General features: G+C 64.8%; 8 protein-coding genes and 1 pseudogene. 5 read left to right on the top strand and 4 right to left on the bottom strand.

Translation table 11 applies throughout. The features are described from left to right. Positions 1-55: 55 nt before the first annotated feature. Together IAE37_RS29190 and IAE37_RS29185 are read left to right on the top strand one after the other, a co-directional pair. A pseudogene (locus tag IAE37_RS29190) lies at positions 56-826 on the top strand (MCP four helix bundle domain-containing protein); the annotation flags it as partial. Continuing rightward, positions 818-1,681: a methyl-accepting chemotaxis protein gene (locus IAE37_RS29185; protein ID WP_442967821.1), complete on the top strand. Its 864-nt coding sequence runs from the start codon at positions 818-820 to the stop codon at positions 1,679-1,681. The pseudogene IAE37_RS29190 and the gene IAE37_RS29185, both read left to right, overlap by 9 nt. A gap of 44 nt (positions 1,682-1,725) precedes the next feature. Here the strand turns inward: IAE37_RS29185 and IAE37_RS13230 are convergent, their stop codons facing one another. Beyond that, positions 1,726-2,853 (bottom strand): GNAT family N-acetyltransferase, encoded by a 1,128-nt coding sequence (locus IAE37_RS13230; protein WP_201174292.1) that lies wholly within the window; start codon positions 2,851-2,853, stop codon positions 1,726-1,728. A gap of 267 nt (positions 2,854-3,120) precedes the next feature. Between IAE37_RS13230 and IAE37_RS13225 the strand changes: the two genes are divergently transcribed. Further along, the gene (locus IAE37_RS13225) at positions 3,121-4,365 is read left to right on the top strand and encodes a putative porin (RefSeq protein ID WP_201174290.1); all 1,245 of its coding nucleotides are present in this window, start codon (positions 3,121-3,123) and stop codon (positions 4,363-4,365) included. Between the two features lie 141 nt (positions 4,366-4,506). On the opposite strand, the gene IAE37_RS13220 is transcribed toward IAE37_RS13225, so the two are convergent. Beyond that, complete coding sequence (locus IAE37_RS13220; protein WP_201174289.1) at positions 4,507-5,628, bottom strand: beta-ketoacyl-ACP synthase III; 1,122 nt, start codon at positions 5,626-5,628, stop codon at positions 4,507-4,509. A gap of 175 nt (positions 5,629-5,803) precedes the next feature. Next, on the bottom strand, positions 5,804-9,709 hold the full coding sequence (gene hrpA, locus IAE37_RS13215) for an ATP-dependent RNA helicase HrpA (RefSeq protein ID WP_201174288.1): 3,906 nt from the start codon (positions 9,707-9,709) through the stop codon (positions 5,804-5,806). A 471-nt stretch (positions 9,710-10,180) separates the two neighbouring features. Here hrpA and IAE37_RS13210 point away from each other — a divergent pair, with 471 nt between their 5' ends. Together IAE37_RS13210 and IAE37_RS13205 are read left to right on the top strand one after the other, a co-directional pair. Continuing rightward, positions 10,181-11,545 (top strand): glutamine synthetase family protein, encoded by a 1,365-nt coding sequence (locus IAE37_RS13210; RefSeq protein ID WP_201174287.1) that lies wholly within the window; start codon positions 10,181-10,183, stop codon positions 11,543-11,545. Between the two features lie 30 nt (positions 11,546-11,575). Then, positions 11,576-12,883, top strand: a complete 1,308-nt coding sequence (locus IAE37_RS13205) for an NAD(P)/FAD-dependent oxidoreductase (protein WP_201174286.1) — start codon at positions 11,576-11,578, stop codon at positions 12,881-12,883. A gap of 111 nt (positions 12,884-12,994) precedes the next feature. On the opposite strand, the gene fadD1 is transcribed toward IAE37_RS13205, so the two are convergent. Next, positions 12,995-14,692 (bottom strand): long-chain-fatty-acid--CoA ligase FadD1, encoded by a 1,698-nt coding sequence (fadD1, locus tag IAE37_RS13200; protein WP_201174285.1) that lies wholly within the window; start codon positions 14,690-14,692, stop codon positions 12,995-12,997. Positions 14,693-14,816 lie beyond the last annotated feature (124 nt).

The raw sequence follows: 14,816 nt of genomic DNA, 5'->3' as shown, positions 1-14,816 counted from the left end.
ACAAGTTGTCGTACGACTCAACAACTGAAGGCCCTGGCGGGCCGGCGAGGTGGTAATGCTGTTACGCAGATGGAGTATCGCGCCCAGGGCTGCTTCGGGCTTTGCGTGTATTGCACTGATGGTCGCGTTTCTTGGGGTGTTTTCGCTGGCCAAGATGTCGACCATTCGTGATTCGGCCACAGCCATGGAAAAGGACTGGGTACCGAGCATTCGCACGGTCGACACCATCCGCGAGAACATGCTGCGTATCCGCACCATTTCCCTGCGCGTGGCACTGGACCCCAACCCGGCCAACGTCGACACCTATGTCAGCCAGTACGAAGCGCGCAACACGGTGCTGATGCAGAACATCCAGGCCTACGAGGCGCTCGTCGACACCCCGGAGGAGACCCGCCTGTACCAGCTGTTCAGGCGCGATTTCGCGGTGTACCAGAAGGGCATGGCCGACTCCTTCACCCTGGCTCGCCGCGGTGATACGGCGGCATTGCAGAAGCTGGTGCTGGTCGACATGAAGCCGGTGGTCGATGGCACGGGTGCGCAACTGGCCGAATTGGGTGACCTGTACGGCAAGGGCATCGAGCGCGAGGGTACCCTCTCCGCCGAGCGCTATGCGCAGTCGCGCGCGGTGGTGATCGCGGTGATCGTGCTCGCGGCGCTGGTGACCATCGCCCTGGCCTGGCTGCTGACCCGCAGCATCGTCCAGCCGTTGCGCGACGCGGTACTCGCCGCTCGCCAGGTGGCTGAAGGCGACCTGAGCCAACCGATCGCCGTGACTGGCCAGGACGAAGTCAGCCAGTTGCAGCAATCGCTTTCGCAAATGCGCGAACGCCTGCGCGAGACCCTGGGTGAAATCACCGGCTCTTCCACGCAACTGGCGGCCGCCTCGGAAGAACTCAATGCGGTGACCGAAGAAGCCGGTCGAGGCCTGACACGCCAGCATGACGAGATCGAACAGGCGGCTACTGCGGTGAACGAGATGAGCGCAGCGGTGGATGAAGTGGCACGCAATGCCGTGTCCACCTCCGAAGCGTCCAGGGCATCCACGCAATCGGCGCAGCAAGGCCAGGCGCGGGTATCGCAAACCATCGAGGCGATCGGCGACCTGACCGAGGAAGTGACCGCTTCGGCAGCCTTGGTGGGCACCCTGGCCGAGCAATCTCAGCAGGTCGGCAAGGTGCTGGATGTGATCCGCGCGATCGCCGAGCAGACCAACCTGCTGGCGCTGAACGCCGCCATCGAAGCCGCCCGCGCTGGCGAGTCGGGGCGTGGTTTCGCCGTGGTCGCCGATGAGGTGCGGGCACTGGCCCATCGTACGCAGAACTCGACCCAGGAGATCGAGCAGATGGTCTCGCTGATGCGCAATGGCGCCAGCCAGGCCTTGCAGGCCATGCAGAGCAGCAGTGCACGGGCGCAGCACACCCAGGAACTGGCGCAGAGTGCCGGCCAGGCGCTGCACGAGATCACCTCGGGGATCAGCGAGATGTACGAGCGCAACCTGGTGATCGCCAGCGCCGCCGAGGAGCAGGCACAGGTGGCGCGCGAGGTCGACCGCAACCTGACCAACATTCGCGACCTGTCGGTGCAGAGTGCGACCGGCTCGCAGCAGACCAATGCCTCGAGCCAGGAGCTGTCGCGGCTGGCCAATGGGCTGAACGGGTTGGTGAAGCGCTTCATCCTGTAACGCCCAGGGTGGATGGCACGGGCTACGCCAGTGCCATCCACCGCTCAATCGCACCGGTAAGGCAGCATCTCACGAGCCTGCTCGGCGTACGCCCTCACCCCTTCGCGCTCCTGCACCAGGAACTCGTCCACCGCCCGCCGCAAGCCTGGATGCAGCAGGTAGTGCCACGAGCGCGTCAATACCGGCTCGAAGCCCCTGATCAGCTTGTGCTCGCCTTGGGCACCGGCATCGAAGCGCTGCACACCCTGGGCGATGGCGAACTCCATGCCCTGGTAGAAGCAGGTCTCGAAATGCAACCGGTCGAATTCGTCCAGGCAGCCCCAATAGCGACCATACAGGCTGTCGCCACCGACCAGGCTCAATGCCATGGCCACGTCCCGCCCCGCCTGCCGGGCCATGACCACACGCAGTGCCTCGGGCATGCGCTCGGCCAGCAGGCTGAAACACTCGCGGGTCAGGTAGGGCGCGCGGCGCCGCACCGTGTAGGTATTGGCATAGCAGCGGTAGACGAAATCCCACTGCGCTTCGCTGAGTTCGTCGCCCCGGTACCAACGGAAATCGATGCCCTGCCCAGCCACCTGCTCACGCTCCTTGCGCATCTGCTTGCGCTTGCGCGAGCTCAAGGTGTCGAGGAAGTCCTGGAAATCCCGGTAGCCCCGGTTACGCCAGTGGAACTGGCAGCCCAGGCGCTCCAGCCAACCGGGCTGTTCGGCCAGGTGCTGGTCCAGCGCAGGCTCGGTGAAGTTGATGTGCGCCCCGGAGAGCCCACCCTTGCCCAGGTATTCCGGTAGCGCCTGCAACAGCAGGAGGCCATCGGCGGGGTCGGCCGCCAACAGGCGCGGGCCGGTGACCGGACTGAACGGCACGGCGCCGAGCAGCTTGGGGTAGTAGGCGATACCGGCGCGCTCGCAGGCATCGGCCCAACCGTGGTCGAACACGTACTCACCGAACGAATGCCACTTGCGATAGGCCGGCAGGATCGCTCGCACCTGGCCATCGCGTTCGAGCAACAGGTGCTCGGCCGCCCACCCGGTGGCCGGAACGACGCTGCCGCTGTCTTCCAGGGCACTGAGGAAGGCATGGCGCAGAAAGGGTTGGCCGGCGGGCACCAGGGCGTCCCAGGTCGAAGCCGGCAGGTCGCGCAAATGGGCAAGGCTGTAGAGGCTGGTCACGGTGTCGACTCGCTGTTTGCAGAGACCCAGTATCCGGGAAAAGACCGGTATCACTCAAATCCAGGAAAGTTCCCGCGAACCTGTGAATTCTCAATTACTTAACAGCAGTGCCACTAATTAGACATTATTCTGTCATGCACCCCCGCAATACTTGCGCCTGTTTTCTGAAACCCCAGCGACCTGTCTATTCAGGCCTTTTCCGAAGACATGCCAACTTGGGGGTGGGCGCCACAAGCCTCCCCACTTTTTTCCAACAGGGAGAACCTTATGCGTCTTGTTTCTACACTTACCGGAGTGAGCCTCACCGGCATGATGCTGGCTCTGAGTGCTCCGGCCAGTGCTGCAGTCGACGCCAAGCTGCTCGAAATGCTCCGCGCCAACGGCTCGATCAACCAGGCGCAGTACAACGAACTGCAGGCCGACCTGGCCACGGAAACCAAGGAAAAGGCCGACCAGAAAGCCCAGGCCGAGCGCATGAACTCCTTCGAGCAGAAGGTTGCCTGGGCCGCCAAGACCCAGGTCAAAGGCGACGTGCGCCTGCGCTACGAAGACGTCAACGTCGACAACCCGAACAACGACAGCGGCAACCAGGACCGCCAGCGCGTTCGTGCTCGCGTCGGCTTCTACAGCGAAATCAACCCGCAAGTCGACGCCGGCGTGCGCATCGCCACCGGCAGCAGCGCCGACCGCCGCTCCACCAACCAGAGCCTGGACAACTACTTCGACAAGAAGAGCCTGTGGGTCGACTTGGCTTACCTCGACTGGCATCCGACCGCGCTGCCAGGCCTGCACCTGATCGGCGGCAAGATGCAGCAACCCTGGGTCAGCATGGGCGACATCATCTGGGATAGCGACATCAACCCAGAAGGCGTGGCGGCTACCTACAAGACCGACTTGGGCGGCGCCGAAATCTTCGCCAGCGCCGGTCAGTACACCCTCAAGGACAACGTCGACGGTGACGGCGTCCAGTACAAGCACGACGCACAGCTGTATCACGGCCAGTTGGGCGCCAAGTTCGCACCGGCCGACACCCTCAAGCTGACCGTGGGTGCGAGCATCTACGGCTACGACAACGACAAGGCCTCGGCGCTCCTGGCTTCGCTCGGCAACACCACCAACGAGTTCAACCTGGTCGAAGGCTTCGGTCAGCTCGACTTCACCGGCTTCGCCATTCCGCTGTCCGCCTACGGCCAGTACGTGAAGAACACCGAAAGCACCGACGGCGCCGACGTGGGCTGGCTGGCCGGTCTGAAGACCAAGGTCGGCGCCTGGAGCCTGGACTACAACTACCGCGATGTGCAGCGTAACGCCGTGGTCAGCCTGTTCACCGATTCGGACTTCGGCAACGGCTTCACCGGATCGCGCGGTCACAAGTTCAAGGTGGGTTACGAAATCGACAAGAACTTCTCGCTGGGTGCGGCCTACCTGATGGCCAAGACCGACCAGTCGCAGTTGCCCAACAGCAATGCCGACGTAGACACCCTCCAGGTGGACCTGGAAGCCAAGTTCTAAGCGACACCCTCCTCTGCTTCGCTCTGAGGCGGGAAATGCCGACCCCATCCGGCATTTCCCGCCTTTTTTTGCCTGGTGGAAATGCATCCGGCCCCTTCGCGGGACGAGCCCGCGAAGGGGCCGGATGCCTTCTTACATCTCTCAGCGCTTGCGCAGAATCACGCTACCGATCGAATACCCCGCACCGAACGAACTCAACACCCCAAGCGCCCCAGGCGCCAGGTCATCCTGGTACAGATGGAAGGCAATCACCGACCCCGCCGAACTGGTGTTGGCATAACGGTCGAGAATCACCGGCGCTTCCTGCTCGTCCACCTCACGCCCCAGCAGCTTCTTGACGATCAGGTGGTTCATGCTCAGGTTGGCCTGGTGCAGCCAGAAGCGCTGGACGTCGGAAGGCTGCAGGCCGTTCTCCGCCAGGTGCTCGCCAACCAGTTCGGCGACCTTGGGGCACACCTCGCGGAATACTTTGCGGCCTTCCTGGATGAACAGCTTGTCACGAGCACCGATACCCTCTTCCGCCGCCCGGTTGAGGAACCCGAAGTTGTTGCGAATGTTGTTGGAGAATTCGGTCCAAAGCTTGCTGCTGACGATATCGAACTGATGCTTCGACGTGGCCTGGTCGGCGCGCTCGATCAGCACAGCCGTGGCGGCATCGCCGAAGATGAAGTGGCTGTCGCGGTCACGGAAGTTCAGGTGACCGGTGCACACTTCCGGGTTGACCATCAGCACCGCACGGGCCTGGCCCAGTTGCACGCTGTTGGCGGCGGTCTGGATGCCGAAGGTGGCCGACGAGCAGGCCACGTTCATGTCGAAGGCGAAACCCTGGATGCCCAGCGCTTGTTGCACTTCGATGGCGATGGCGGGGTACGGGCGCTGCAGGTTGGAACAGGCGACGATCACCCCGTCGACATCCGCGGCGCTGCGCCCGGCACGCTCGAGCGCCTGGCGGGCGGCAGCCACGGCCATCTCGCAGAGGATCGACGGCTCGTCGTTGGAGCGCTCGGGCAGGCGCGGTTTCATGCGCTGCGGGTCGAGGATGCCGTCCTTGTCCATGACGAAGCGGCTCTTGATGCCCGAGGCCTTCTCGATGAACGCCGCATCGGACACAGGCGCCGCTTCGATCTCGCCACGCTCGATGGCGGCGGCGTTGTCCTGGTTGAACTGCTGTGACCAGGTGTTGAAGGAAGCCACCAGTTCTTCGTTGGAAATGCTCTGGGCCGGGGTAAACAGGCCGGTGCCGCTGATCACGACGTTATGCACGGTCGTTCCTCTGGTCAAAGGCCATCGCCACGGGGCGCTGGCTGGGAATATGAATAATGGCACTTTAGTGCCAATTTTAAGGCGAGGGCTTTGCCCTCGTTCGCGGCGCGAGGCCGCTCCTACAGGGGCCGCAGCGCGGCCCAAATTGGCTCAATATTGCCACAACTGGGGAAGTTTAGCCTTCCACCTGGCTCCACTGCTTGCTCAGTCGCTTATCCGAGATCGGTACCTTGGTGCCCAGCTGCTGGGCAAACAACGACACCCGGTACTCCTCGAGCCACCAGCGGTACAACGTCAACTGCTCGTCGCGCTTGCCCTCCTGGGCATGTTTGTCGGCACGCGCCTTGTACTGGGCCCACAGGTTGCCCAGCTCACCGCTCCACACGCGGTCCTTCTGCACCTGCGCGCCGAGTTTTTCCAGGCGCACTTCCACCGCCTTGAGGTAACGCGGCAGCTCCTTGAACCAGGCACTCGGGGTCTCGCGCACGAAGCCTGGGTAAACCAGGTTGGCCAGCTGCTGCTTGATGTCGTTGAGGGCCACCGCCTGGCTCAGGTCGATCTTGCCCTTGAAACGCTTCTGCAGGCCATGCCACAGCTTGAGCACTTCCAGGGTCTGGCGCGCCAGGCGCTCGGCATGCTCGGCCCAGCTGCCGCGCTTGCGTTCGGCAAGCCCGGCCAGTGCGGCGCCATCGCGCGGCAGCGGGGTTTCGCCTTCGAGAATGCAGGTGTCCAGGCTGGCCAGCAGGATGTCCTCCACCAGTGCCTCGATGCGCCCCAGTTCACGGTACAGCAGGCCCAGCTCGGTCAAGCCCGGTAGCTTGCCACGCAGGAACTTGGCCGGCTCCGCCAATTGCTGCAGCAACAGCCGTTGCAGGGCGCGGCGGTGCTGGAATTCGGCCTCGGCCTGGGTCGAGAAACGCCCTTCGCGCACGGTGCCGTTTTCTTCCACCAGTGCCGGATAGACCGTCATCGACAGCCCGGCAATCTTCTGCTGGGCGGTTTGCGCGACTTCAGCGAAGGCCTTGGCCTGCACCGGTTGCTCGGCCTTGTCGTTGCGCGGCACGGCCAGCGCGGCCTGGCTTGCGGCGGCAAAGCGCGCGGTCAGTTCGGCCAGGTCGCGGCCTTCACCGAGGAACTTGCCCTGGCCATCGAGCACCTCGATGTTCATCCGCAGATGCCCTTCGACCAGGCTCACCGACTCGTTCCAGGCTTCGTCCGGCACACGGGCGCCGGTCATGCGCAGCAACTCCTGGCCCAGCGCCTGGGGCAACGCGCCCTGGCCGAAGCTCATGCGCGCCAGGGCTGCCTTGACGAAGTCCGGCACCGGCACGAAGTTCTTGCGCAGGGCCTTGGGCAGGTTGCGCACCAGGGCCACGCACTTGGCTTCGATCAGCCCTGGCACCAGCCATTCCAGGCGCTCGCCCGGCAGGCTCGGCAACAGCGGTGCCGGTACCCGTATGGTCACGCCGTCGCGGGGGTGGCCGGGTTCGAAGTGATAGGTCAACGGCAGGCGCAGGTCGCCCAGCTGCAAGGTGTCGGGATACTGCGCCGCGGTGACTTCGCTGGCCTCGCGGGCCAGCACGTCTTCCTCGCGCATGATCAGCAGGTTGGCGTCCTTCTGGCTGGTCATCCGGTACCAGCTGTCGAAGGTCGCGGTCTGGTGGATTTCCGCCGGCAGGCGCGCCTCGTAGAAGGCGTAGAGGGTTTCCTCGTCGGCCAGGATGTCACGCCGACGCGCCTTGGCCTCCAGCTCGTCGAGCTGTTCGAGCAAGCGCTTGTTGGCCGCCAGGCACTTGGCTCGCGACTGGATCTCGCCACCGACCAGGCCCTCGCGGATGAACAGCTCGCGCGAGGTGGCCGGGTCGATCGGGCCGAAGTGCACCGGGCGGCGGCCGACCAGAATCAGCCCATAGAGCGTGATCTGTTCATAGGCCACCACCTGCCCGCGCTTTTTCTCCCAGTGCGGTTCGAAGTGGTTCTTCTTGACCAGGTGGCCGGCCAACGGCTCGATCCAGTCGGGCTCGATCTTGGCCACCATGCGCGCGTACAGCTTGGTGGTCTCGACCAGCTCAGCCGCCATCACCCACTGCGGGCGCTTGCGCCCCAAGCCTGAGGACGGATGGACCCAGAACCGTCGTTGCCGAGCCCCCTGGTAGTCACCCTCTTCGGTCTTGTGGCCGATCTGGCTGAGCAGGCCGCTGAGGATCGCCTTGTGCAGCTTCTGGTAGTCGCACGGCTCCTTGTTCACCGCCAGTTGCAGGTCACGGCAGATCAGCCCCAGCTGACGGTGGGCGTCCCGCCATTCGCGCAGGCGCAGGTAATTGAGGAAGTTCTTCCGGCACCAGTTGCGCAGCGGGCTGGCGGTCAACGCCTGGCGCTGTTCCTCGAAGCCACGCCACAGGTTGACCAGGGCGGCGAAGTCCGAATCGACGTCCTTCCACTGGGCATGCGCCTGGTCGGCGGCCTGCTGACGCTCTGGTGGGCGTTCGCGCGGATCCTGTACCGACAGCGCGCTGGCGACGATCAGCACTTCCTGCAGGCTGCCCTGGCGGGCGCCTTCGAGGAGCATGCGGCCCAGTCGCGGGTCGATCGGCAGGCGCGCCAGTTGACGGCCGAGCGGGGTCAGCTGGTTCTCGCGGTTGACCGCCGACAGCTCCTGCAACAGGTTGAAACCATCGCTGATGGCCTTGCCATCCGGCGGCTCGATGAACGGGAAGGCATCGATGGCACCCAGGCGCAAGTGCAGCATCTGCAGGATCACCGCAGCCAGGTTGGTCCGCAGGATTTCCGGGTCGGTGAAGGCTGGCCGGCCGTTGAAGTCCTCTTCGCTGTACAGGCGCACGCAGATGCCCGGCTCGACCCGCCCGCAACGGCCCTTGCGCTGGTTGGCGCTGGCCTGCGAGACCGCCTCGATCGGCAGGCGCTGGACCTTGGCGCGGTAGCTGTAACGGCTGATGCGCGCGGTGCCGGTGTCGATCACGTAGCGGATGCCGGGCACGGTCAGCGAGGTTTCCGCGACGTTGGTGGCCAGCACCACGCGGCGCCCGGTGTGCGGCTGGAAGATGCGCTGCTGTTCGGCCGGCGACAGGCGCGCGTACAGCGGCAGGATCTCGGTATGGCGCAGTTGCGCCTTGCGCAGGATCTCGGCGGCGTCGCGGATTTCCCGTTCGCCGGGCAAGAACACCAGCACATCGCCCGGGCCCTTGCCATTGCCGCGCTCGTGCTGGGCGATCTCGTCGAGGGTGGCGAGGATCGCCTGGTCGACCGTGAGGTCGTCCTCGACCTGGTTGCCCTCCTCGTCCTGCTCGCTGGTCAGCGGCCGATACCAGGTCTCGACCGGATAGGTACGGCCGGACACCTCGATGATCGGCGCACCATCGAAGTGCTGGGAGAAGCGCTCCAGGTCGATGGTCGCGGAGGTGATGATCAGTTTCAGGTCGGGGCGACGGTGCAGCAGGGTCTTCAGGTAGCCGAGCAGGAAGTCGATGTTCAGGCTGCGCTCGTGGGCCTCGTCGACGATGATCGTGTCATAGCGTTCGAGAAAGCGGTCGTGCTGGGTCTCGGCCAGCAGGATGCCGTCGGTCATCAGCTTGACCAAGGTATTGGCGTCGCTCTGGTCCTCGAAGCGCACCTGATAGCCCACCAGCGCCCCCAATGGCGTGCCGAGTTCCTCGGCGACCCGTGCCGCCACGCTACGCGCGGCGATCCGCCGGGGCTGGGTATGGGCGATCAGGCCATGGCTGCCACGCCCCAGCTCCAGGCAGATCTTCGGCAACTGGGTGGTCTTGCCCGAGCCAGTCTCGCCGGCGATCACCAGCACCTGGTGCTCGGCCAGGGCCTTCTTGATCTCGTCGCGCTTGGCAGCGATCGGCAGGCTGTCGTCGTAGCGGATGCGCGGCACGCTGTTCTGACGCGCAGTCACCTGGGCGCAGGACGCCTGGACCTTTTCTGCCCACTGCGCCAGCTTCGCCTCGTCGGGGCGCTTACGCAGCTCGTGCAATTGCCGGCGCAGGCGATGGCGGTCGGCGATCATGGCGTGGTCGAGGTTTTGCAGCAGTTTGTCGATGGCGTGGTCAGTCATGGGGCTTTTTAGTAATGCAGGTGAGCCTGCTGGGCATGATCGGCGTTCGTCGGGATGCGCGATTGTCGCAGATTTGCCGGTTCTCTGCTGGTTGTGGGGCCTCATCGCGGCGGTTCGGCGCGAAGAGGCCCCCAGAGCCAGCGCAATGTTTAGCCGATCCCGATGTAAAGGTTGCCATTCACTGCTTTAATCAACCTTGAGCCGCATGTGAGTATCCAAGGCATGACCCCCATCCAGACCATCGCGCCCCCGCTGTCCCGCCCTTCGCTGCCGAAGGCCCGGACCCGCGCCGGCGAAAATCCGCTGGTCCACGTCATCCTCGCCTTCTGGGCCCTATGGCATTGCCGTCACGCTCGCCCACCGGATACCTCGCTCTCGCCCCTGTGACCCAACCCGGCCGTAGCCTGGCCGTTTGACTCAGTCGGACCGCCCGCGCCTGCGGCGGCCCTGCGCGCCTACGAGCGAGAAAACATGCACTTTGCACCCATTGAGCAAGCGAGCCAGTTCCTGGCCGCCAACCCCGATATCGAACTGTTCGAGCTGTTCATCCTCGACGCCAACGGCGTGCCGCGTGGCAAGCTGCTGCACCGCGACGAGCTGCTGGCGGTGTACCAGAGCGGCCGCCCGCTGCCGAGCACCATCCTGGGCCTGACCCTCAATGGTGACGACGTGGAGAACTCCGGCCTGGTCTGGGACGTCGGCGACATCGACTGCCGCGCCTACCCCCTGGCCGGCAGCCTGGTCCGCCTGCCCTGGCGGCGCGTGCCCACCGCCGCGCTGCAGGTCAGCATGCACCCAAGCGAGGGCTTGCCGGCCAGCGTCGCCGACCCTCGCCATGTACTGCTGCGGACCATCGAGGCGCTCAAGGCCGATGGCTATCACCCGGTGATGGCCTGCGAACTGGAGTTCTACCTGCTCGACCAGCAGCGCGACGCCCAGGGCCGTCCGCAACCGGCCCTGGACAGCGACGGCGGGCGCCCGCGCAGTACCCAGGTGTACGGCCTGCGCGAGCTGGAGCAGATCGAGCCGTTTCTCGCCGACCTCTACGCCGCCTGCAAGGCCCAGGGCATCCCGGCACGCACGGCGATCTCCGAGTACGCCCCCGGACAGGTGGAAATCACCCTTGAGCACGGTGACGCGCTGGTCGCGATGGACCAGGCCGTGCGCTACAAGCGCCTGGTCAAGGGCGTAGCCCACGCCCACGGCATGCAGGCATGCTTCATGGCCAAGCCGTTCGCCCACCTGGCAGGCACCGGTATGCACATGCACCTGAGCCTGGCCGACCGCCACGGCAACAACCTGTTCGCCAGTGAAGACAAGGCCGGCACGCCCCTGCTGCGCCAGGCCGTGGCCGGCATGCTGCGCCACCTGCGCGACTCGCTGCTGTTGTTCTGCCCTAACGCCAACTCGTTCCGCCGCTTCCAGGCCAACAGCTATGCGCCGCTGGCACCGACCTGGGGCGTCGACAACCGCACGGTGAGCCTGCGGGTACCGGGCGGCCCGGCCAACAGCCGGCATGTGGAGCACCGCATCTGCGGCGCCGACGCCAACCCCTACCTGGCCGCCGCTGCCATCCTCGCCGCGACCCACAGCGGCATCCGCGAACAACTCGACCCCGGTGCGCCGGTCGAGGGCAACGGCTACGCCCAGGCCACCGAGCACCTGCCCACCGACTGGCTGAGCGTGCTCGATGCCCTGGAGCATTCCGAATGGGCCCGGGAAGCCCTCGGCGCAGACTTCCTCGGCGTGTACCTCAAGGTCAAGCGCGCCGAGTACCGGCAATTCATGGCCGAAGTCAGCGAACAGGACTGGCGCTGGTACCTGCACCAGGCCTGAGCACCACCCTACGAAGAACAAGGAACACCGATGAACGCAGCAACCAGCAACGGCCCGGCGCAGCGCGCGCCGTCCTACTACAGCGCCAGCCTCAATGACCACACCGAGTACCCCCAGCTCAAGGGCACGGTACAGGTCGACGTCGCCATCATCGGCGGCGGCTTCACCGGCGTGGCCACCGCCGTGGAACTGGCCGAACGCGGCCTGAAGGTGGCCATCGTCGAAACCAACCGCATCGGCTGGGGCGCCAGCGGGCGTAACGGCGGCCAGGTGACCGGCAGCCTCTCGGGTGACGAAGCCATGCGCACGCAGATGCGCAACCGCCTCGGTGCCGAGGTGGACGACTTCATCTGGCACCTGCGCTGGCGCGGGCACCAGGTCATCGAGCAACGCGTGGCCCGCTACGGCATCGCTTGCGACCTCAAGCGCGGTCACCTGCACGCGGCGATGAAGCCCTCGCACCTCGACGAGCTGCGCAGCTTCGAGGCCGAAGCCCAACGCCGCGGCATGGGCGAACAGGTGCAAATGCTCGACCGCGAAGGCGTCGCCGAGCACCTGCAAAGCCCGTTGTACCTGGGCGCACTGAAGAACCTGCGCAACCTGCACCTGCACCCGCTCAACCTGTGCCTGGGCGAGGCGCGTGCGGCCCATGGCCTGGGCGCGCTGATCTTCGAGAACTCCGAGGTACTGGATATCGTCCACGGCCCGCGCCCGGCGGTGGTCACCGCCCACGGGCGGGTCGAAGCGCGCCAGGTGATGCTGGCCGGTGACGTCTACCACAAGCTGGAAAAGCGCCAGCTCAAGGGCAAGATCTTCCCTGCCATGGGCGGCATCGTCACCACCGCGCCGCTGGGCGAGCTGGCCGAGCAGATCAACCCACAGGACCTGGCGGTATACGACTGCCGCTTCGTCCTCGACTATTACCGGCTCACCGCCGACAAACGCCTGCTGTTCGGTGGCGGCGCCAACTATTCGGGCAAGGATTCACGCGACATCGCGGGCGAATTGCGCCCGTGCATCGAGCGCACCTTCCCGGCGCTCAAGGGTGTGCCGATCGAATTCCAATGGAGCTGCGCCATGGGCATCGTGGTCAACCGCATTCCGCAGTTGGGCAAGTTGTCCGAGAATGTCTGGTACTGCCAGGGCTATTCGGGGCATGGCATCGCCACCAGCCACATCATGGGCGAGATCATGGCCGAGGCACTGACGGGGACGTTGGAGAAGTTCGACACCTTCGCGGCGTGCAAGCACGTGCGGGTACCGATGGGGGACTTGCTGGGCAATCCGCTGTTGGCGGCGGGCATGTGGTACTACCAGATGCTGGAGAAACTGCGCTGATCTCGGTGGCTTCTTCGCGGCGGTTCGGCGCCCCGACAAGCCCGCTCCCAAAGGACTTGTGCAGTACCTGTAGGAGCGGGTTTACCCGCGAAAATAAGCCAGCGAGGTCTATCAGGCGATCTTCTTCAAGCCCTGCTTCTTCAGCTCTTCATCGCGCAATTCACGGCGCAGGATCTTGCCCACGTTGGTGGTCGGCAACGCATCGCGGAACTCGATGTAGCGCGGCACCTTGTAGCCGGTGACGTTGGCACGCATGTGCTGCATCACCTGCTCCTTGGTCAGGGTCATGCCCGGCTTGACCACGATGAAAACCTTGATCACCTCGCCGGACTTCTCGTCCGGCACGCCGATGGCCGCGCACTGCAGCACGCCCGGCAGGCCGGCGAGCACGTCTTCGAGCTCGTTGGGGTACACGTTGAAGCCCGACACCAGGATCATGTCCTTCTTGCGGTCGACGATGCGCATGTAGCCGTCCGGCTGGATCACCGCGATGTCACCCGTCTTCAGCCAGCCTTCGCTGTCGAGGATCTCGGCGGTGGCCTCCTCGCGCTGCCAGTAGCCCTTCATGACCTGCGGGCCCTTGATGCACAACTCACCGGTTTCGCCCAGGGCCAGCTCGTTGCCGCTGTCGTCGATGACCTTGCACAGCGTCGAGGGCACGGGAATGCCGATGGTCCCGACCTGGTTGGCCTCGGCCGGGTTGACCGTGGCCACCGGGCTGGTCTCGGTCATGCCATAGCCTTCGCAGATGGCACAGCCGGTGACGGCGTTCCAGCGCTCGGCCACGCTCAACTGCAGGGCCATGCCGCCGGACAGGGTGATCTTCAGCGCGGAGAAGTCCAGCGCGCGGAATGCCTCGTTGTTGCACAGTGCGACGAACAGCGTGTTCAAGCCAACGAAGCCGCTGAACTTCCACTTGCCCAGTTCCTTGACCATGGCCGAGAGGTCGCGCGGGTTGCTGATCAGCACGTTGTGGTTGCCGATCAGCATCATCGCCATGCAATGGAAGGTGAACGCATAGATGTGGTACAGCGGCAGCGGCGTGATCAGGATCTCGCAGCCTTCCTGCAGGTTGGCACCCATCAAGGCCCGGCACTGCAGCATATTGGCCACCAGGTTGCGGTGGGTGAGCATCGCGCCCTTGGCCACGCCCGTGGTACCGCCGGTGTATTGCAACACCGCCACGTCGTTGGGCTGCGGGTTGGCCTCGACGACCGGCTGGCCCTTGCCCAGCGCCAGGGCGTCGTTGAAGCGCACGGCCTGGGGCAGGCGATAGGCCGGCACCATCTTCTTCACGTACTTGATCACGCTGTTGATCAGCAGGCGCTTGAGCGGCGGCAGCAGGTCGGCCACTTCGGTGACGATGACGTGCTTGACCTGGGTCTTGGGCACCACCTTCTCGGCGAGATGGGCCATGTTGGCCAGGCACACCAGGGCCTTGGCCCCCGAGTCGTTGAACTGGTGCTCCATTTCCCGCGCGGTGTACAGCGGGTTGGTGTTGACCACGATCAGGCCGGCACGCATGGCGCCGAAAACCGCCACCGGGTATTGCAGGACATTGGGCAGTTGCACGGCGATGCGATCGCCGGGCTTGAGGTCGGTGTGCTGCTGCAGCCAGGCGGCGAACGCCCCGGACAACGCATACAACTCGCCGTAGGTGATAGTCTTGCCCAGGTTGCTAAAGGCCGGTTTGTCGGCAAAGCGTTGGCAGGATTGCTTGAGTACTGCCTGGATATTGGGGAATTCGTCAGGATTGATTTCCGCCGTAATCCCGGCTGGGTACTTATCCTTCCAAAAATGTTCGATCATGGAAGCCCACTCCTTCAGCAACAGCGAAGTTCGATTCACGCGTCGATGCGCTTATTATTGATTTGGATGACGCTTCGCTGGATGGCGAAACATCTGAAAGCGCGCCGAGCGTAACAGCTTTGCC

The organism is Pseudomonas sp. S31 (assembly GCF_016648105.1).
Taxonomy (GTDB): domain Bacteria; phylum Pseudomonadota; class Gammaproteobacteria; order Pseudomonadales; family Pseudomonadaceae; genus Aquipseudomonas.
Note: the sequence above shows the minus strand (reverse complement) of the source record. Positions and strands in the feature narration are given on the sequence as shown.

Excerpts from the sequence above, each read along its gene's own strand:
- IAE37_RS29185 (WP_442967821.1), top strand. The coding sequence starts at position 818 with ATGCGCGAACGCCTGCGCGAGACCCTGGGTGAAATCACCGGCTCTTCC.
- IAE37_RS13225 (WP_201174290.1), top strand. The coding sequence starts at position 3,121 with ATGCGTCTTGTTTCTACACTTACCGGAGTGAGCCTCACCGGCATGATG.
- hrpA (WP_201174288.1), bottom strand. The coding sequence starts at position 9,709 with ATGACTGACCACGCCATCGACAAACTGCTGCAAAACCTCGACCACGCC.
- IAE37_RS13210 (WP_201174287.1), top strand. The coding sequence starts at position 10,181 with ATGCACTTTGCACCCATTGAGCAAGCGAGCCAGTTCCTGGCCGCCAAC.
- IAE37_RS13205 (WP_201174286.1), top strand. The coding sequence starts at position 11,576 with ATGAACGCAGCAACCAGCAACGGCCCGGCGCAGCGCGCGCCGTCCTAC.
- fadD1 (WP_201174285.1), bottom strand. The coding sequence starts at position 14,692 with ATGATCGAACATTTTTGGAAGGATAAGTACCCAGCCGGGATTACGGCG.